General features: G+C 34.3%; 18 protein-coding genes and 1 pseudogene. 6 read left to right on the top strand and 13 right to left on the bottom strand.

Annotated features, from left to right (window positions below; all coding sequences use genetic code 11):
- Positions 1–243 precede the first annotated feature (243 nt).
- Positions 244–1,011 (bottom strand): DUF2935 domain-containing protein, encoded by a 768-nt coding sequence (locus MHH98_RS09220; RefSeq protein ID WP_268746462.1) that lies wholly within the window; start codon positions 1,009–1,011, stop codon positions 244–246.
- A 524-nt stretch (positions 1,012–1,535) separates the two neighbouring features.
- Between MHH98_RS09220 and helD the strand changes: the two genes are divergently transcribed.
- A complete protein-coding gene (helD, locus tag MHH98_RS09215) occupies positions 1,536–3,872 on the top strand; it encodes an RNA polymerase recycling motor HelD (RefSeq protein WP_340712631.1) in 2,337 nt (778 codons plus the stop codon).
- Between the two features lie 411 nt (positions 3,873–4,283).
- On the opposite strand, the gene MHH98_RS09210 is transcribed toward helD, so the two are convergent.
- The 3 genes and pseudogenes from MHH98_RS09210 to MHH98_RS22060 all read right to left on the bottom strand — a co-directional run bounded on the left by MHH98_RS09210 (position 4,284) and on the right by MHH98_RS22060 (position 5,175).
- Positions 4,284–4,559: a DUF4190 domain-containing protein gene (locus tag MHH98_RS09210; protein WP_340712630.1), complete on the bottom strand. Its 276-nt coding sequence runs from the start codon at positions 4,557–4,559 to the stop codon at positions 4,284–4,286.
- A 155-nt stretch (positions 4,560–4,714) separates the two neighbouring features.
- Positions 4,715–5,023 (bottom strand): annotated as a pseudogene (locus MHH98_RS09205) (NUDIX domain-containing protein); the annotation flags it as partial.
- Between the two features lie 11 nt (positions 5,024–5,034).
- A complete protein-coding gene (locus MHH98_RS22060) occupies positions 5,035–5,175 on the bottom strand; it encodes a hypothetical protein (RefSeq protein ID WP_412104680.1) in 141 nt (46 codons plus the stop codon).
- A 447-nt stretch (positions 5,176–5,622) separates the two neighbouring features.
- On the opposite strand from MHH98_RS22060, the gene MHH98_RS09200 reads away from it, so the two are divergent.
- On the top strand, positions 5,623–6,471 hold the full coding sequence (locus tag MHH98_RS09200) for a DegV family protein (protein WP_340712629.1): 849 nt from the start codon (positions 5,623–5,625) through the stop codon (positions 6,469–6,471).
- A gap of 92 nt (positions 6,472–6,563) precedes the next feature.
- Here MHH98_RS09200 and MHH98_RS09195 read toward each other — a convergent pair whose 3' ends face one another.
- From MHH98_RS09195 to MHH98_RS09180, 4 genes are all read right to left on the bottom strand, one after another.
- A complete protein-coding gene (locus MHH98_RS09195; RefSeq protein WP_038182771.1) occupies positions 6,564–6,761 on the bottom strand; it encodes a hypothetical protein in 198 nt (65 codons plus the stop codon).
- 260 nt (positions 6,762–7,021) lie between these two features.
- Entirely contained in the window at positions 7,022–8,500 is a 1,479-nt protein-coding gene (locus tag MHH98_RS09190; protein WP_235175712.1) for a sodium:solute symporter family protein, read from the bottom strand.
- 27 nt (positions 8,501–8,527) lie between these two features.
- Positions 8,528–9,283 carry an SDR family NAD(P)-dependent oxidoreductase gene (locus tag MHH98_RS09185; protein ID WP_235175704.1) on the bottom strand — a complete coding sequence of 252 codons (756 nt, stop codon included), beginning with the start codon at positions 9,281–9,283 and terminating at the stop codon, positions 8,528–8,530.
- On the bottom strand, positions 9,284–11,023 hold the full coding sequence (locus tag MHH98_RS09180) for a methyl-accepting chemotaxis protein (protein WP_038182773.1): 1,740 nt from the start codon (positions 11,021–11,023) through the stop codon (positions 9,284–9,286).
- Positions 11,024–11,538: 515 nt separating this feature from the next.
- Here MHH98_RS09180 and MHH98_RS09175 point away from each other — a divergent pair.
- Both MHH98_RS09175 and MHH98_RS09170 read left to right on the top strand, forming a co-directional pair.
- Positions 11,539–12,015 (top strand): DUF2975 domain-containing protein, encoded by a 477-nt coding sequence (locus tag MHH98_RS09175; RefSeq protein WP_038182778.1) that lies wholly within the window; start codon positions 11,539–11,541, stop codon positions 12,013–12,015.
- Positions 12,016–12,024: 9 nt separating this feature from the next.
- Entirely contained in the window at positions 12,025–12,234 is a 210-nt protein-coding gene (locus MHH98_RS09170; RefSeq protein WP_038182779.1) for a helix-turn-helix domain-containing protein, read from the top strand.
- 145 nt (positions 12,235–12,379) lie between these two features.
- Here MHH98_RS09170 and MHH98_RS09165 read toward each other — a convergent pair whose 3' ends face one another.
- From MHH98_RS09165 to MHH98_RS09145, 5 genes are all read right to left on the bottom strand, one after another.
- Positions 12,380–13,198 carry a protein phosphatase 2C domain-containing protein gene (locus tag MHH98_RS09165; protein WP_076035257.1) on the bottom strand — a complete coding sequence of 273 codons (819 nt, stop codon included), beginning with the start codon at positions 13,196–13,198 and terminating at the stop codon, positions 12,380–12,382.
- A complete protein-coding gene (locus MHH98_RS09160; RefSeq protein WP_038182781.1) occupies positions 13,191–13,646 on the bottom strand; it encodes an HIT family protein in 456 nt (151 codons plus the stop codon). Before MHH98_RS09160 ends, MHH98_RS09165 begins: the two co-directional genes overlap by 8 nt.
- Before the next feature lie 198 nt (positions 13,647–13,844).
- The gene (locus tag MHH98_RS09155; RefSeq protein WP_445684003.1) at positions 13,845–14,840 is read right to left on the bottom strand and encodes a M23 family metallopeptidase; all 996 of its coding nucleotides are present in this window, start codon (positions 14,838–14,840) and stop codon (positions 13,845–13,847) included.
- A gap of 191 nt (positions 14,841–15,031) precedes the next feature.
- Positions 15,032–15,733, bottom strand: coding sequence for a gamma-glutamyl-gamma-aminobutyrate hydrolase family protein (locus tag MHH98_RS09150; protein ID WP_038183237.1), 702 nt, complete (start codon positions 15,731–15,733; stop codon positions 15,032–15,034).
- A 199-nt stretch (positions 15,734–15,932) separates the two neighbouring features.
- The gene (locus tag MHH98_RS09145; protein ID WP_340712625.1) at positions 15,933–17,675 is read right to left on the bottom strand and encodes an ABC transporter ATP-binding protein; all 1,743 of its coding nucleotides are present in this window, start codon (positions 17,673–17,675) and stop codon (positions 15,933–15,935) included.
- A 489-nt stretch (positions 17,676–18,164) separates the two neighbouring features.
- Between MHH98_RS09145 and MHH98_RS09140 the strand changes: the two genes are divergently transcribed.
- Both MHH98_RS09140 and MHH98_RS09135 read left to right on the top strand, forming a co-directional pair.
- A complete protein-coding gene (locus tag MHH98_RS09140) occupies positions 18,165–19,214 on the top strand; it encodes a 2,3-butanediol dehydrogenase (RefSeq protein ID WP_038182783.1) in 1,050 nt (349 codons plus the stop codon).
- Between the two features lie 156 nt (positions 19,215–19,370).
- Complete coding sequence (locus MHH98_RS09135) at positions 19,371–19,889, top strand: hypothetical protein (RefSeq protein ID WP_038182784.1); 519 nt, start codon at positions 19,371–19,373, stop codon at positions 19,887–19,889.
- The last annotated feature ends 35 nt before the right edge of the window (positions 19,890–19,924 follow it).

Below are 19,924 nucleotides of genomic sequence, written 5' to 3'. Positions count from 1 at the left end.
TGTCTGGACAGCTCAACGATCTTCTGCTAAGCCTTCCAGTTGTTGAAGAAAGGCTTTAACACTTCAATTCATTTAAAGGGTCAACATCGCATTTCAGTATTGGCCCTATCATTTTTCAGTGTTCCCTAAGTTGTCTATATATTGACATAATTAAAAGAGGCACTCCAGTAAGTCGATTAGTGGATGCCTCTTAATTAATATTGAACTTCCTGGCTCTCATAGAGTTCTATTCATACAGAGTAGTTAAGATTTTTGCGCTGTAAGATGCGCATCGAATGCATCAATAATGTGTAGAAAATGATCTGCTTCACGGTATACGTGGTCAGCAAGAAGAGCAGGAATATTGCTTTTTATTCTACACGCTTCTATTAAATCTCTTGCTGTTTTCTTGAAATCACGTAACGCCACGACAGATACTCGATTTTGGTCAAGAAACTGATCTAAGAGCGGTGTTGTTTCTGATTGAGGGCGCATATGATCTAAATCTTGTGCCTGGAAAAGAAGTTGATCGAAATCATGACTGAACTCACGTGCCTGGTCCACTAATTTTCTTTCAGAAGGGTCTAGCAGGTGGCCAATGAATTTTGAATGGTCTGCCATAATTTTCAGGAAGAATACATTTTCTTTAATTATGGCTTCAGGTAACGGTATCAGTATACCTTCATTTAATTCTTTTAATCGCTTCGCAAAATAATATGCTTCACGACTAGTATGGTCTACTAATAATGGAATGTTGTTAGATATTATTTTGCAACTTAAAATTAATCCTAGTACCTTTCGCTTATAAGCCCAAATATAAGAGGTAGATTGGTACACTTGAATGTTTAACTGCCTAATTACTTCCGGATCTGTATTTTCATTATAACTACTAATTTGTTCTTCAATCCGTTCAAAAACTGTAATAAAATTCTGTGCTTCTTGAATAAGTTCTGTCTGATCAGCTGTAAATCCAAGACTTAAAAAGAAAGCGTGTTCTTTCATTATCCGTGACCAAAATCGTATCTCCTCCAACGATTGCGTTACAAATGTAGGAACTTGATATTCCTCCTCTAATTGTATTAACGATATCTAATTTATTCAAAGCAATTTGAATAAATGACTTTTTGATATCTAAGTTGAACAAAAGACCATTAGAACGGAAGTCTGTTACTAATTGATATCACGGTTGCAATTAATCCAAATTTAAATGTAAGACTATCACACGACATTACAGAAGTTATTGAATCAATAGTACAACAAAAAGAACTAGATATTATTTATGATTTATATACTTTGTATTAAAATTGTGGTCAAAAAAACACCCTCTTATCTAGAGGGTGTGTGCTTCTTACATTTAATTAGTGTATGTTATGGCAATTAGCCATTTAGAATCGGCACGCAAAGAAATCATGTCAAATACATTGAAAAAAATGAGAACCTATGGTAAATTTATATAGATATATGCTAATAATTATTGTGAACATTATATCCCTATTTTAAATTATACAACATACTTTTTCGTTTGTCAATCCCAATTTTTTTAAGGAGTGGTTGCTATGAATTCAGAATTTAAGCAGGAGCAAAAACGTGTGGACAGTGTAATAGAGACAATAACGGAGCGCATCTGCAAATTAGAGGAAGAAACTTCTCGGCGTCAAAACGAACTGGTTAATATACGCAAACACTTCTTTGATGAAGTCAAGGTGAATCTTGATACTTTTGACGATTATCTTGAGACCATCATCGGCTTGAGACAAGAGGCTCAAGCTCTAACTGTAAGTCAAAGCACCGATAGACATGTATCTAAGCAATTGTCTACACTTCGACGTATGCAAGATGTTCCCTACTTCGGCCGAATCGATTTCATTGAAGAAGGAGAATCTGCTCAAGAACAAATCTATATTGGAATTTCCACACTTACAGATGCGAGTGGCGAAGAATTTCTTATCTATGACTGGAGGGCACCTATCTCAAGTATCTACTATGAGTACCAGACTGGACCGGCTAAGTATGCAACACTTGAGGGTGAAATCAAAGGCATTTTGGAGAAAAAGGGGCAATATCTTATCCGTGACGGTGTTCTTCAATCCATGTTCGATACGAGTCTTACCATTGGAGACGAGATTTTACAACAGGTACTGGGCAAAGGCACAGATAAACATATGCACAATATAGTAGCTACGATTCAACAGGAGCAAAATCGAATCATTCGTCATGATTGTGGGAAACTGCTTATTGTACACGGTGCAGCTGGCAGTGGCAAGACATCGGCCGCCCTGCAACGGATTGCTTTTTTGCTCTACAAAAATCGAGATAGTATGAATGCCGATCAAATAATTCTATTTTCACCTAATTCGATGTTTAACAGTTATGTGTCTAATGTGCTGCCAGAACTTGGAGAAGAGAATATGCAGCAGGTTACATTCCAGGAATACTTAGACCATCGGCTAAGTAAAGAATTTCAAGTTGAAAATCCCTTCGAGCAATTGGAATATGTTTTAACTGCTACGAATACCCCTTCATACAAGGCAAGGGTTGCAAGCATTCGATTCAAAGCATCACCTCTTTTTTTCAATGCGATCGAATTATATATGAAATCGTTAGAGTTCTCTGGAATGAAATTCAAGGACATGATTTTCAGAGGAGAACCGATTGTTACTGCGGGGCAAATAGCAGAAAGGTTTTATAGTAACGACACTTCACTCCGCTTCCATAATAGACTTGAAAAGTTACAGGATTGGCTAGTTAAGAAAATCAACGCAACTCAAAAGGCTGAACTGACTAAGCCATGGGTACAGGAAAAAATCGAGCTACTTAGTGACGAGGAATACCACAAGGCCCATACCTACTTAGCAAAAAAACGAGGCTTTACAGGAGAATCTATTGCCGATTATGAGATTGAGCCTGAAGTACTTGCTCGATTGATTGTTCAACAGAACTTAAAGCCGTTACGTAAACGAGTTCGAACATTTGGTTTCTTCGACATTAAAGGGATATATAAGCAGCTTTTTGCTGAACCCCTGCAGATCAAAAAGTGGATAGAAGAGGAAACACCCGCGGAGTGGGTGGAGATTTGTCAAGCGACGTCGGAAATGCTAGATGATGGCAAATTATCTTATGAAGATGCTACTCCGTTCTTATTTATGAAAGAGATGATTCAAGGCTTTCAGACGAACGGCTCGATAAAGCACGTACTTGTTGATGAGGCGCAGGATTATTCACCGTTTCAATTCGAGTTTCTAAAGCGTTTATTTCCTTCGGCAAGAATGACTGTGCTAGGTGACTTTAATCAGGCGATATTCGCCCATGCAAGCGAAATGGATGATTTTAACACACTTATGAGCTTATACGGTCAGGATGAAACGGAAGTGATCAACATGACACGCAGCTATCGATCCACAAAACCGATAATCGAATTTACACGGAGACTAGTACCTAACGGTGAACGAATTATTCCTTTCGAACGCGACGGCGATCGACCCGTGCTAACACAATTGCTCGATCACGCTGAACTGCACCGCTGCATCGCATCTAAAGTCGCAAATTTAAGAAGTCTTCGTTATAACAGTATTGCTATAATATGTAAATCCGCTAAGGAAAGTAAGAGTGCATACGAAGCCCTGTCCCACATCGATGATATTAAGCTCGTGAAGAACGGCTCGATTGAATATGAACAAGGAGTTGTTGTCATACCGTCGTATTTGGCCAAAGGAATCGAATTCGACGCTGTTATCATTTATAACGCATCAGAGCAAGTATACGGCGATGAGAGTCTTCGCAGAGCATTCTACACTGCTTGCACCCGAGCTATGCATTATTTGCAACTTTACAGTGTAGGTGAACCGACCCCATTATTGCGAAACATCTTGCTGGAAAGTTACATCCAAGCTTGACTTAGTTGAAATTTAAACGATAAACACATGAGGTTATTCCTAGTTAAGAATAATATTAATCAGCCGAAAATATGTAAGTCTTTATTTACCGCTTACATTTTTCGGCTTTTTTGCATTAAAAAAGACAGCCATAAAACTTAATTACAGTAATAAAACTCACTCTTAAAACAAATTAATATAATTTAAAAATAGAATATTCAACATCCTTTCTAGAATAAACTTTTGGATGGATAGCTCATCTGAAATTTTACTAACTACCCAATAATAACTAGTATATATTATTTATTTTTTCACTCTCTTCCTTTTTCTCTATTGTCCAAATAACCTGACCAAGTACTTGAATAAGAAAAAGGCTTCACCCCATATTGAGATAAAGCCCTCGTTACTTGAAGAAAAAAACATTATAATTTCTTAATTACTTCCTGAATTAGTAAAAAAAGAAAATGATGCAATTGATAAAACGATAAGTAAAACTAAAAGAATCTGAACACAGATGCCTACGATACTACAAATCTTACCTGAAATAGCGAGCCCTTTTCCTTTTTCACTTGTTTGGTCAATCTCTTTCATACTTTTAGATGACAAAATAATTCCAATAATGCCGAAGATTAAGCCAACAAAAGGTATAAATATGGATAAAATACCCAAAGCGAGTGATGCAATCGATTTACTATTTGTTTCCTCCATTTTATCCCCCTATAAATGTAAGTGTTCTTTTATTTAACTTATTACAAAAATCATAATCCTATTCCAAACACACGAACTGCCCCGTTACTTAATTACTCTAACGTCCATACCAACAGCTCAACGGTCTTCTACTAAAGCGTCTGTTAGTAAAAAAGTTAATTTATATCACCAAGATAAACTGGGGAATTTTCAGCATATAAATATCCGATTATATATTTTTTCAACTCCTTTGGGTATAACCTGTAATTTAATAAATCCTCAATACGAACCCACTCAATACCTACCTGATGGCTATCAGGATTTGTTGGCTCTATTGGCTTTTCAGTGCTATTTATTTGACACAAAAAATAATATTCTACTTGATGAACATCAAAATCAATTTCAGCATATTCATGATTTTTTCCTATATACTCCCTGATATGTAATAACTCTTGGATATCAATATTGAATCCAATTTCTTCATTACACTCTCTTTTTAAAGTGGTATGAAATGTTTCACCGTGATCTTGACCCCCGCCAGGACAAAGAAAAAATAACCATCATCATCTTGATTTTTAGTTAATAATATTTTTTCCCCATCCAAAATAATTGCCTTTACTGAGTTTCTAACTTTCATACCATCCCCTCCTCAAAACATCCTATATTATTAAACTAAATTGCTACGTTAGTTAGTGTAAGTATGTTTCTTCATAATCTCAATATTTACATTAACATAATTATCCAACAAAAAAATCACCTAAACTCTAAGAAATCTATAGAGAAAAGATATCTTCACTCAAAATTTTTTCAAAATAACCAATCTCATTCACAAAGCTACACTAAGACACATTATTAGTCACACCCTATCCATATACGAATATAATTTTTATTAATAAATTATTTTCCCATCAAGCAATTTATGTTCAAATTATGTCTCAATTCCCGAAATTTCGACTCTATATGACAATTATCACTATCAACTTATTCCTAACCTGTTGTACATTAACGTTAATAGATGGTTTGTTCCACCTTTTCTTGCGAACGTACACGCCACTACATTACATCTAAAGGGGAAAATATTATAATGACTAAGAAGATTGCTTGGGTTACTGATACAGCTGCACTGCTAAACGAGACTTTCATAAAAAAGTATAATGTTCATGTTTTGCCATTAAATATAGTTTTCTCTGAAGGCGCTTTCAGAGAAACAGTCGATATGACACATGATGAATTTTATGACAAACTCCGTTCTGCTAAAGTACATCCAAAAACATCGCAGCCAGCTATTGGCGAAATGGTCGAGCTTTACAAAAAATTAAAGGCTGAAGGCTATGACTGTGCGGTGGCCGTGCATACTTCTAGCGATTTATCTGGAACTTACCAAAGTTCACAAACTGCTGCACAATTGGCAAATTTTCAAGTTTACTCAATTGATTCGAAGATTGGCTCATATCCAATGGGTAAAATGATTAAAGACGGAATTGCACTGGTTGATAAGGGGCACGACATAGAGGAAGTTGTTGCTCATATTGAAAAAATGACAGAAAATGCTGAGCTATCTTTCATTCCATCTAGCTTAGATCAACTGCATAAAAGCGGTCGTGTATCTGGTACTAAAGCATTCTTAAGTAATCTATTAAATATTAAAGTGGTTATTTCATTTGATAACGGGAAAGTGGTTATGAAAGAAAAGGTTCGAGCTGATAAGAGAGCGAAAAAGTATGTGACTGATTTACTTCGGAATGATATAAAGAACGCAGATATCAAAGAAGTCGCCGTCATCAATTGTAACAATGACAAGGATGCTCAAACCTGGAGAGATGAACTATTACAAGAATTCCCCGAGCTTAAAGTGCTAGTCCTACCACTTAGTGCATGTGTTGGCGTACATGCCGGTGAAGGTACGACTGGACTTTGCTGGGTGAAATGCTAAAAATAAATGTATTAGACCTGTGATTAGCATTACAGTTTAGATGCTAACAAAGGTCTTTTTTTACTTATTTCTAGAAAAATAGTTATCCTCGATTATTTTTCACTATTTGCTAGTTTTTTCTCTTTTTTATTATCAAGAATTTTCAACAATAGACTATAAGAAAAAATAAACGACATTACACCAGTAATAGTACGCAATACAAAGGTATCATTAGGAAAGTCAAATAAAATATACCCTAAACAATATATATATGATAAAACTATAATCGATTTTAATATTGTTTTTTTCATGGAATACACCCTCTTTAAACTGTACTTCTTACACTACGAATATCGAAATACTTTTTCTTTTATTATACAGAGAAATCAAAAAGATAGTATGAAAATCCAATTTCACACCATCTTCTTTAACAACTATATTATTTTTTAATCGACTTTATTGTAAATTAAACTTCTTTATTTGAATTCAACAAATTAATTATAGACAGGACATGCTCATATACATGCCCTGCTATCGACTCTGATCTTTAGTTATTTGTTGAATTAAAACCTTATAATTCTTCTTTACTCCCTACTTCATCAAGTGATTTATCTTTCTCGATTTTGTGCATATCAAGAACGTGTTGTGTAGGCGGGATTATGAGACTGATGACGACAATGGTAATACCAGAAATCACTACCCCAGAGAAACCAGGCATGAACCATAGCTCATTCAATAAACCAATAAAGCCATCCGATTCAATTTTTGGTCCAGGTACATGAGTAAGTGAAGTAACAATATAATATATAAGACCAATAGAAATACTAGCCCATACGGCAGGCGTACTCACACGTTTCCAGAATGGTCCTAAGACAATTGGCCAGAATATCGTTACAAACACAATATCCCAAGCTAGATATGCTAAATCAATTACTTTTTGTGCACTAATAGCTAGTACTAAACCTAATACCGCACTTACTAGAATCATAATTCTTGAGAAAACTAATAATTTCTTTGGGTCTGGATTTTTATTAATGAAATCTAAATAAACGTTCTTTGTAATAATACCTGATGTTGCTACGTAACATGCCGCTACTGTTGACATCCCCATCGCTGCCATTGCTGTTAAGAATATTGCTGATAACAGTGGAGGGAAATAACCTTGTGCAAATGCTAACATCAGGGTTTCAGGATTAGAACTGTTTGGATAAATTGTTTTAAATGCTTCTCCTAACATGCCCGGAATCCAGCTAATAGCAATAATAACGGAACCTGCAATAATCATACTTAGCTGAGCTACACGTGGACTTTTTGCCGCTGCAACTCGTTGCCCTAAGTCTACCGCTGGGATATCACCAAGTGCCAATACTAAATAGAGAGTCCAAAATTCAACTCCGCCTCTATTAAACAATTCATTTACATTCCACCATTCAGGGTTGAATGTAATATCAGGGTAGTAGAATATGATAAATACAGTTATTCCTAAAATACCTGCAATTGCTAATGCGCCCTGAACGATTTCTGTATAGGCTACAGCCCATAAACCACCAATTACAGAATATAGAGCTGTTAAAGAAACAAACAATAAAGCTGCTGGTAAGAAATCAATTTGTAAAAGGGTTTGAATAATATAAGTACCCCCTACAGTTAAGGCACCTGCATTGAAAACACCAAATGCTACGGCCATTACTATACCAGTGTACGCACCTAATTTTTTGCTACCATATCTTAACCCGTAGTAATCTGCTAATGTCCATCCTCTTAATCTTCTAAGAGGTTTAGTCCAGATTAAAGCTCCTAAAATCATACATGTTCCTAAACCACCCATTGTTGCAGATCCTTCAAAGCCACCACTTGTATATCCTGAACCAACCGCTGCAAAGAAGAATGGTGCTGCTAATAATGCAGCTATTAAACTACCTGTTACAACAGATAATGGCATGCTCCAGCTTGCTACAATTAAATCTTCTGCTGTTTTGACACGTTTGTAGCCTTTAAAACCAATATAATAAATAAAAACTAAATATAAACAAAATACGACAATATTCATCAATTCCAATACTCCTCAACTAGTTCATTATCCGTTCATGACACCGCCACCATTTGGCCCCAGTATTTGCCCCGTATAAAAATCTGCATTTTCTGAAGCTAAAAATAAGACACTTTTGGCGATTTCTTCTGGTTGCGCTAATCTCTTTAACGGATATTTTGCTGATTCCTCTTCGATATAATTGTCACCGAAGGCTAGTAGAATATCTGTATGTGTTCCACCAGGAGCTACAGCATTGACTGTAATATTTGGCGCTAGTTCTCTTGCCAATGATTTCGTAAAAGCATTAATGCCGCCTTTTGCTGCTGAATAATGTGTATATTCTTCACAGCCTAAACTTCCTAAATCAGAAGAAATATTAATAATTTTACCTTTATTTTTTACCTTCATTCTCTTAGCTGCTTCACGACAATTGTAAAAGTTACCGTAGAGATGAACTTTTATCATCTTGTCCCATTGCTCATCTGTCATCTCTGTAATGGGAGCATTTTGCGCAATCCCTGCATTGTTAACAAGAATATCAATTTCACCTAGTTGAGTATCCATGTATTGAAACATATCGCTTACTTGGCTAGAATCTGATACGTCCGCATTGTATTTTAATGCTTTTGCACCGTTTTCCTCTGCCTGCAAACGAACTGTCTCTGCGATATGATCGTCTCCGACATAGTTTATTAATACATTTGCACCTTGTTCAGCAAAGGCTAGTGCGATTGCTCGCCCTATACCCATGCTTGAACCTGTAACTAGAACATTTTTACCTGTAAGTTTTAAGTCCATCATTTATTTGTCACCCTCTAATTCAAATTTAGTAATAAGTGCTTGCAATTCCTCAGCTGTTTGTCCTAATGAGGCAGATGCTTCCCGTACTTCCTGCATAGCTAATAGTTGCTCATCCGTTAACTTGGAAACACTTAAAGAAAATTCAGCCGATTGTTGTGATGATACTTTCAAATTATTGACTGTCGCTGCCACTTCTTCCGACGAAGCAGATATTTGTTGCGATGCTGCAGATATTTCCTGAATTTGTTCTGCTACATGCTTTGCAGAATTGAGTATTTCCTTAAATATTGCTCCTGCTTGCGTCGTATAATCCAATCCAACTTTTACATTTTCTTTTCCTTTTTCCATTACTGTTACAGATGCATTCGAATCTACTTGAATCTCATTAATAATCTTATAAATTTCTCCCGCAAAGTGAGATGATTGTTCCGCTAATTTCTTAACCTCACCAGCAACTACCGCAAATCCTTTACCGTGCTCACCTGCTCTAGCCGCTTCAATAGCAGCGTTTAATGCTAATAAGTTTGTTTGATCGGCTATATCAGTTATAAAGTTAACTATTCCGCTGATTTTAGTAGAGTTACTATTCAAACCTTTAATTGTTTCATCCATTTGATTAACAGATTCATTAATTAAATTCATTTGACCAATTACTTGTTGAATGACTTCATTTCCTTGCTTAGCTGCATCTGAAGTTAGGTTAGAAGATTCCGAAACGGTATATGCCGATTCTGCAATTCGTTGTATCCCTTCAGCTGATTCTTCCATCGCTGTGGCTGTTTCTTCTGTCATTATCAATGCCGTTTCAGCATTTCGAGCCATTCTCTCCATCTCGTTAGAAACATTACTAGAGTTTTTGTATGATTCTGTTGCATTAGCAGTTAGTTGCGTTGCAGATGATGCAACTTGATTTGACGTATTTTTGATATTCAATATGACGTGCTGTAAATTTGAAACCATCGTTTTTATAGACTGAGACAGTTTCCCAACTTCATCATTTGTAGTCTCAAGTTCTACATTTTTTAAGTCACCATTCGCTACTTTATCTGCAACAGTAACTGCTTTGTTTAATGGTTTAAGTAGGCGATCAATAGTGAAATATAATACAAATAATAAAATGACAAGTCCGATGATTGCCGTGATTATTTGTTTTGTTACACTTTTAGTAATAATCGTCTGAATATAATCCGCAGAATAATCGATACCTATTACTGCAATCGTCTTTCCATTTCCGTCTTTCAATGGACTAAAAACAGTTCTCCATGTACCAAACGAATCTTCGAAAATTTCCGTTACCTCAGGTTGATCATTTTTAATTGCAAGCTTTGCAGTTTTCAAATGAATTGGAGCAATATCAGTAAACAATTCACCGGCATTATACACTTCTTCTAAATTTTCAGTATAGCCGATAGTAGTAACACCTTCAGGCTCCATCTTCCATATATAGCTCCAATACATAACACCTTGTTTATCCTTTATATCATCCAAGTTGCTTTGAATTTCTTTAAACTGTGGATCATCATTTCCCTTAATGGTAAGTAAGCTTTCCACTTTATTAGGAGCAAGATTTTTTGATGTCAACAATCCTACACTTTTTAATTCCTGTTCGAGATTTTTTTCTAACTGAGTATGTAATTGCGTAATACTTTGTATCGTTATAACAGTGAAAAGAGTTAAAACAATAATCGAAACTGTTAATAGTAACTTGTTCTTTAAAGAAAAGTTTTTAAAATAACGCATAATAAGTAATTCCCTCCTCTTATATTTTTATATTTCTATAATAACGAAAAAACCTATCCCTTAACGAAATAGGCAAAATAAAAAACTAGAATAGAGACTAATCTAGCATTTTTTTAGCAACTTGGTCACCATAACAACATCACTTTAGACCCATATCTATTGCAATCTCAATTTTCCAGTTGCCTATTATCCTTAAAAAATATATCACTAATTCTAATAATTGGCAATGTAATATGTTAATATAATCACATATTTTTATATTTTTTACACTAAATTAACTAATTATTCGTAACGAAAATATGCATATAGTCTCGATTTGTAAATATTGATTATATACAACTAATTTCATGATTAACGTATCGTTTAGAATGATACAATTATGCGGTTAATTAGTAAAATTAATTTTTCTTACGATTCTGAATACTTTATTATTTTATTGATATTTAGTAAAATAACATTGATAATCGATAAATAACTACATATTATATAAATAACAATAAAGAGTGAGGTGCTTTATGAAAAAAGCAACAAAACTTGGTTTAAAGGTAACAATATGTACTATTGGGTTAACAATCCTTGCGCTGTGCTTATTTTTGTTACCTGACTTGGCAAGAAGTGCAGCAGAGATGAATCCAGAATTTTCATATCTTAGATTCCCTGTTCTATTAGGTTTGTACATCACTGCTATTCCTTTTTTTCTAGCTTTGTATCAAGCGTTAAAGCTTTTAGACTACATTGAATGTGAAAATGCTTTTTCACATCTAGCTGTTAGTTCTTTAGGAAATATTAAAACTTGTGCATTCACAATAATTGCCTTGTATGTAATCGGTATAATCTTCCTTGTTTCACAGAATGCTTTACACCCAGGAATCGCACTTATAGGATTTGTAATTATTTTTGCAACAATTGTTATTTCATTATTTACGGCAGTTCTTCAGGAACTACTTAAAAGTGCAATAGAGATAAAATCAGAGAATGATTTGACCGTTTGAGGTGATTTAATGTCGATTATAATCAATATAGATGTGTTGTTAGCAAAAAGGAAGATGAGTGTAACTGAACTTTCGGAGAGAGTCGGAATAACGATGGCAAATCTTTCTATTCTTAAAAATGGTAAGGCAAAAGCAATCAGATTCTCAACTTTAGAAGGTATTTGTAAAGCTTTGGACTGCCAGCCCGGGGATATTATAGAATATAGAAATGAAGATTAGATTTTAATTTCATTTTATGGACAATTAAAAATAGAGTAGTTTCTACTAAGCAGTAGAAACAGCTCTATTTTGGGATTTCCTATACTGAACTCTTTAGATTATATAACTTCTTACGTTTATAGATTATTTCCAATGATAACTGGTTCTACCTTTTCATATTGCTTGGTAAACTAGCCTGCTTGTGAACATCAATTTTCCAAGTAATAATAGTTGTACTATCCCTAACTTGGTGTTGTTCTATTTCTTTTAATAACTTCCATACACCTGCTTCAATTGATGTATTTTCAAATTGCTTGTTAATTATTAGTGGATCTTGAAAATCTACACCCGGGCATTCGGTTAATCCATCAGTTGTTAGAAATAGATGATTGACACCTCGTCTCATTTCTTTTTTACCCAAGCTGTAACATGGGACATCCAATTCAAATGTATTCACTTGCCCTATCCATTCATAAAAACTGCGTTGATTTAACTGACTTTCTCCCATTTCAAGAAGTTCTTCATTAAACAAATGTACGATGCAATCACCAACAGAGAACCACCATAGAAATTTGTCTTTTCGAATAACAATGAGGCAGGCTGTTTCCCCTCGTACTTTGCGACAATCTGATAAGAAATTAGGTTGTTGAAATATGTCTAAAATAAGTGCATCCATCTTCTTCAAAGCGATACTAACAGTTAAATTTAACACATTTTGAATTCGCAACTTTTCTTGCTCGAACTGTTTTATAATTAGCTCTGTGCTCTCAGCTGAATTATGGGCATCCAATATCATAACAAATTCCCAGTCCATATCATCACTTATCCAAATTAAGCAACCATCTTCGTTTTTATATTGACCTGCAGATGAATTTCCACCGAATCTTCCAATTACAATATCGTTTATCTTTTCAATACTTGCTTCGTCAACATAGTTTTTTTGACTACCGACCCAGCTTATTTCTGAATTATCCTGGTTAATCATAAGGCGTTACCTCTAAGTATTCTTTAATACGTAAACAAACTTCAGTTATTTCATTACCTATACCTTTTGGAGCTTCTGCCCATTCGTTTAACTCCATTGGACTCCAATATTTTCTAGGTGTGTTCGGATAACGCGGAACGATATGCATATGTAGATGTGAAACTGAGTTGCCAGAAACCATTGAATAGACATGTTCTGCTCCTTCAACTTCAGTTAAAGCTCTACTAACTCTAGCCATCATTAAACCAAATGCTTTCGCTTCTTCAGCAGTCATATCCCCAAGTTCTGGAGCATGTCTTTTTAAATCAATCATAATATGACCAAGATACGTTGGGCTAGATCCTTTATCAATATGTCCTACATAAATAAAATCATCTTCATAGATAGTAGTCCCAGCAGTCAGAAACTCACCTTTATGATTACTACAGATAAAACAATCTTGACTCATGAAAATCACCTTTCTTTCAATTTGTAAAATAACCCATAATATAGAGATTATTTAATACTATAATTCATTTCCAAAATTATGTATAGATTGTTTTTTCCATTTAATTTTAAAAGCTTTTAGTTCTAGAATTTATTTAACAAATAAAAAAGTACCGGATTATGGAGTTACTTATTCCATAATTCAGTACTTTCTTTTTTTCTATATTTTTTTCGTACCTTTTTCTACTTGCTCCCAAAGTCTTAGTGAAGGAAACGGATCAAATGCCCATTCATTTCTTCCGTTGTATTTATACATGCCGTAGTGTAAATGCGGAGGGAATTTTCCTGAAGTTCCTTTCTTACCATATCCGGAACTTCCTACATAACCAACTACTGTTCCTGGCTCAACGATGTCTCCCAATTTTATCCCTTTTTCATAACTGGATAAATGGGCATAATAATGATAAGTATTATTATTATCGCGTATGCCGATTCTCCAGCCTCCAAACTCGTTCCAGCCCATGACCTCAACGAGACCATATGTAGCAGATTTCACTGGAACACCATATGAGGCAAACAAATCAGTTCCTTCATGCATCCTACGTCCGCCCCAACCCCTCGAGGCTCCCCAAGTACTCCTATAACTGTAATCATGATTAATGGAAAGTGGGAATGCTCGCTTATCTAAATTCAACGTTTTAAATTTCTCATAAATTTTTGCATTCGTAATGATTTGGTTTACCGTATCATCAACCTTATAATATTCCTTTAAAGCATGTTTAAAACCTTTTTCATCAGTTCCATGTACACTTAAGTACTCAGCAAGTGTGTACATGACATCATCATCATTTTGACGATCTGCAATACCATCATTGTTTCCATCAACACCATTCCCATTAAAGAAACCAATGGACTTTAAGTTTGTATCATCCTTTTTAGGATTCAGTATCCCTGTCCAAAAGTCATCTGCAAACTGAATGGCAAGTATGCCTTCTCTTTTAGGTATGTCATTACGTACTTGTTCAATATTTCGTTCAAATTGGTCAACAGCAGCTAAGTAATACCACGGCAATGTGTCATTTGAATATTTTATATAGAATTCCATGCGTTGTTCTAGAATTTGCTCTCTCGTTGGTTCTTCTGCAGCTGAAACATTGGTTGAAATAACAAAGAAAAATGTACTTAAGAAAAGCATTAATCGAAGCTGTTGACTCAAGCTAAGATACCTCCTTTTTTGGACTTACGATAGTTTTCCCATAAAAAAAGGATTCATGAATCTAAAATAATTCACTTTAGCGTATTTATCTGTATAAAAAGATCAACACTGTAATCGCAAGCATTTAGCTTATCCAAATGAGATATTTTTCAAACAAAAACGACTGTTTAAATACAGTCGCTTTGTACATATTATTTTTTACAAGCATTGATAAATGCCTTCATTATTTCTGCTGATATTTCATCATTATTTAACAACAAACACTCTGGATGCCATTGTACGCCCATGACAAAGTGATGATTTTTGCTTTCAAAAGCTTCAATAACGCCATCACTTGCTACCGCTGATACTACAAATTCACCGGCTATCTTTCTATTTGCTTGATGATGGAAACTATTTACTTTAAATTTCCCCTTTTGAGCAATTGACTTTAACAGCGTATTTTCCTCTACGTGTACAAAATGGGACGCATGCCAACGAGGTGCATGCTGTTGATGTTGTAAAAGATTTTCTTCGGTTTGAGTATAAATGTCCTGAAACATGTCACCACCTACAGCTATATTTAGAATTTGAGCACCCCTACAAATTCCGAAAACCGGTTTATTCTGGAGTAACATTTCCTTGACGATAGCAACTTCAAATGCGTCTCGCTCGGGCGTTATAGATCCAAGCTTTTGATGCGGCTCTTCTCCAAAAAGTATTGGATCAATATCTCCTCCACCCGTTAACAGTAACCCATCAATCATTTCTACAATTAAATCAGCTTCAGTTTCCTTATAATTAGGAAGGACAATAGGTAAACCACCATATTTTGAAATAGCATGAATATTATCAGTTGGAAGTGTAAGTAATTGTTCATTTAGGCTTGAAGAAATACCGATAACTGGTTTCACATTAAACCCCATTTCTCCTTTTTATTAAAAGGAATATTATTTTATATATTATGACTACGTATTAGTTTAATGAAGAAATTGCTCACAGACATCAATAGTAGATATTAAAAAAATCAATTGTTACTGTTTTATTAATCGAACAAGTACTATATGGGATTCCATAAATCGAATTAATTTAATTATAGTTTTACCTTAGGAGTTAATTTGTTGAAACTTGTTTTGATAATAAGTCATAATAAGCTCCTTTATTATTTAACAGTTCTAAAGGTGTACCAAACTCAATTATTTCGCCATTATCTAACACTAAAATCTTAGAAGCTTTTCGTATTGTAGCTAGTCTGTGTGCTACTAAAATGATGGTTTTACCTTTAAATACTTCTTCCATTTTAGATTGTAATAAAAACTCAGTATTTGCATCTAATGCAGATGTCGGTTCATCTAAAAGGATTATGGGTGAATCTTTTAAAATAGCTCTAGCAATAGCTAATCGTTGTTTTTCTCCTCCCGAGATACGAACACCACGCTCTCCAACCACTGTTTCAAATCCTTCTGGTAAACTGTCTATAAATTCTTCTAGTTGAGCTACTTTGATCGCATGTAATATTTGTTCTTCAGTCGCTTGAGGAACTCCATAAATTAGATTTTCTTTTATTGTTCTGTTCCAAAGAAAAGGATCTTGTGTTACTAATCCTATAGCATTTCTAAAATCAATAAGATTGTATTTTGAAATATCAACCCCATCAATACATACTGCCCCTTTAGTTGGGTCATAAAAACGCATTAATAATTCTAATATTGTAGTTTTACCTCCTCCTGAACCTCCAACTATTCCTATGGTTTCTCCAGGCTGTACTTTAAAAGAGACATTTTCTAAACCTGCGCGATTGTTTTCATATGTAAACGACACATTTCGAAACTCTATTTCACCCCTGACATTTTTTAGAGGAATTGCATTTGGGATTTCAATAATTGGTTCATGAGTATCTAAAAAGTTATTTAATTGCTTTATAATTGGCCTAACATTAGTAGTACCTATATAAGCAGTTTGTATTTCATTTACTAAAGTGTATAGCTGAGGTACATATACTGTAAAAGCGACAAGTGATCCAATAGTTAATTGATTATTGCTAATATCCCAAGCTCCTACAGCAAATACTATTCCTAATGCCAAGGACTTTACCAATTGATTGAATATATCTGAATATGATCTTCGATAAATACTCGTATTTAAATGCAGTTCGCTATGTTTTTTCAACAAACTCTTTACTTTTTTCATTTCACTTTGTTGTTGGGAGAAGATTTGGACGTTTTTTATGCCACTGATTAGTTCCGTAAAAAAAGTCATTTCATTATTTGTATATTTCATATAACGCTTTGTTTTAGTTTCAGATATTCTCCCTAACATATAAGTTATGATGAATACAAGCGGAATAACTAAAAATGCGATTAATGTTAATTTCCAACTAATTGTTAGCATAAATACAGTCATTCCTATAAACATGAATAGGCTTGTAATACCATTCAATAATTCATTTGCTATATAAACTTCACCTATCATACCCGAAGTGCGCGTTACGCGGTCAACTATATCTCCAAGTTTCAACTGGTTTAAGTTTATAGATGATAGTGTAAATGCCTTCTCAAACGCCATTGTTCTTAACTTTTCGGTTACATTGCCACCAATTTTAACGTTTATTATCATTCTTACAGTTCTTAAAATAGTTGAAAGAATAGGTAATATGGTTAAAATCACTATAAAAATAAACAATGCTTTGAAATTCTTTTCAGGAATTGCTGAGTCAATTATTTGCTTCATAACTAAAGGAGATAATAAATCAATAAAAGTTGCGATGATCATTAACAATATACCCGTCACGATCAAACGCTTTTTTTCAAACATAAGTGAAACAAAAAAATAAAGATCTCTTGTCTTCTTATCCACCATTTACATACCCCGCTTTCGAAATTACAACACTTACCCATATTTTTTTGACCGAACCAATATAAATTAGACAAATATTCCAAAAAACCTTTATTTTAGTGAGTTTAAATTTATTCAGTTTTTAATATTTATTAAAAAGGTGAACCTCTTTGTGTAACTCACCATTACTCTGAATTTAATGAAACCGGAAAAGCTTATAAGTTTAAAAAGAATTGAATATATTTCTAAAAGAACAGATTATTAGTAGTTCGTGAGTATATGTTCGTGTTTTCAGTAAAGGTGTAGCGTTACTATATTCCCGATTTAATGCGAAGCAACTAAGAGTTTTTTAGTATTCAATATATTTTCAATAGACTTCTTTATGTACAATTTGTTCTAACTTTAGTCCATTCTAGCTTTTTCCAAGGGTTATTAGTTGTACCATTTTTTTAGAGTGCTAGAATGGGGGTGTAACTCAAAGACATCAATTCTACTGGAGGTCAATATATTATGAAAGCTGCAGTATGGTATGGAGAAAAAGATATTCGCATTGAGGAAAGAGAATTAAAAGCTCTTAAAGATAATGAGGTAACAGTTCGTGTAGCATGGGCTGGTATTTGTGGTAGTGATTTGCATGAGTATCAAGAAGGACCTGTATTTGTTCCAACAAAAGAAAAAGACGGTTTAACTGGTGAAATAGCTCCTCTAATTATGGGTCATGAATTCGCTGGCGTTATTGAAAAAGTTGGTCCTAATGTAACTAAATTTAAAGTTGGTGATCGTGTAGCGATTAACCCAACAATTACTCATGGTAACAAACCTGAAGATGTAGATGCTTACGATGGCTTTAGCTTTATCGGTTTACATGGTGATGGTGGATTTACAACATTTGCAAACGCTCCTGAAAACAATGTTTACTTACTTCCAGAAACAATGACACTTGAAGATGGTGCTCTTGTTGAACCTACTGCTGTAGCAGTACAAGCTGTTAAAGAGGGTAATTTACGCTTCGGTGATACAGTAGCTATTTTCGGTGCAGGTCCAATTGGATTATTAACTGCTATCGCAGCAAAAGCAGCGGGTGCTAGTAAAATTATCGTGCTAGATTTATCTGAAACTCGCCTAGCAAAAGCAAAAGAACTTGGTGCTACTCATGTTATTAACTCTGGTGAAGTAAATGGTGTTGAAGCTATTCACGCTATCGTACCAGATGGTGTCGATGTATCATTTGAAGTAGCTGGTGTTGCACCTACATTTAAACAAGCAATTGATGCAACTAAAGCTCGTGGTACAATGGTAATCGTCTCTATCTTTGCTCGCCCTATTGAATGGAATCCAATCCATTTAACAAATACAGGTGTGAAAATCACTTCAAGTATTGCTTACACACCAACATCATTCCAACAAACAGTAGACTTAATGGGTACTGGTCAATTAAAACCACAAGGTATTATCACAGACCGTATCCAATTGGATGATATCGTAGAAAAAGGCTTTGAAGCTTTAACAAACGATAAATCACAAGCTAAAATCTTAGTAGAATTAAGCGGAGCAAAATAAGTCTAATATATATAGAAAGGCACTCGGGATATCGAGTGCCTTTTTTTCTTACTCTTATGATGAACGAATAACATCTCCCCCCCTTCGCAATCAACTTTCTATCACTAATCACAAATCTTTGATATGATATAAAAATGACGAATGGAGGTCAATACAATGAAACATAGTGAATTACGTAAACGTATGTTAAAAAATGAAGATCAAATCAAATACTTAGATGCCGACCTACGTGTTGTCCAATCAAAATATAATATTGAAGTAACTCGTTTTTTTAAAAAACATGGCTTAATTGATTTCGATGAAATTTTTGAAGGTGAAACAATCGGAAAATTATTCCAAGAGCTACCTGAAAGTAGCCCTATTAAAAAGGCTTATCAAAAACACTTCAAACATTTCCTATTTGAAATGTTCTTCAATCTTTCTATTGAAAATGAACAATTTAAAATCGAAGTTTTCTTAAATAACGATGAATATATCGTATTAGATGAAGAAAAAGAAAAAATTTCGCCAATGATTATGGACATGCATAAAGCAATTGAACGTATGCAAACTGAATTTATGGAAATTCAACAAAAGTTCGTAGATATGCGCCAAGAATATATTATACGTGGAGAAGAACTTTCAAAAGAAAAACAATACATTCAAAGTGAATTAAATCAAACCCAACTGAACTAATTATTATCTATTATTCAAAACAGCTAAGTGATCAT

Origin of the sequence: Viridibacillus sp. FSL H8-0110 (assembly GCF_038003565.1) — a bacterium.
Taxonomy (GTDB): domain Bacteria; phylum Bacillota; class Bacilli; order Bacillales_A; family Planococcaceae; genus Viridibacillus; species Viridibacillus arenosi.
Note: the sequence above shows the minus strand (reverse complement) of the source record. Positions and strands in the feature narration are given on the sequence as shown.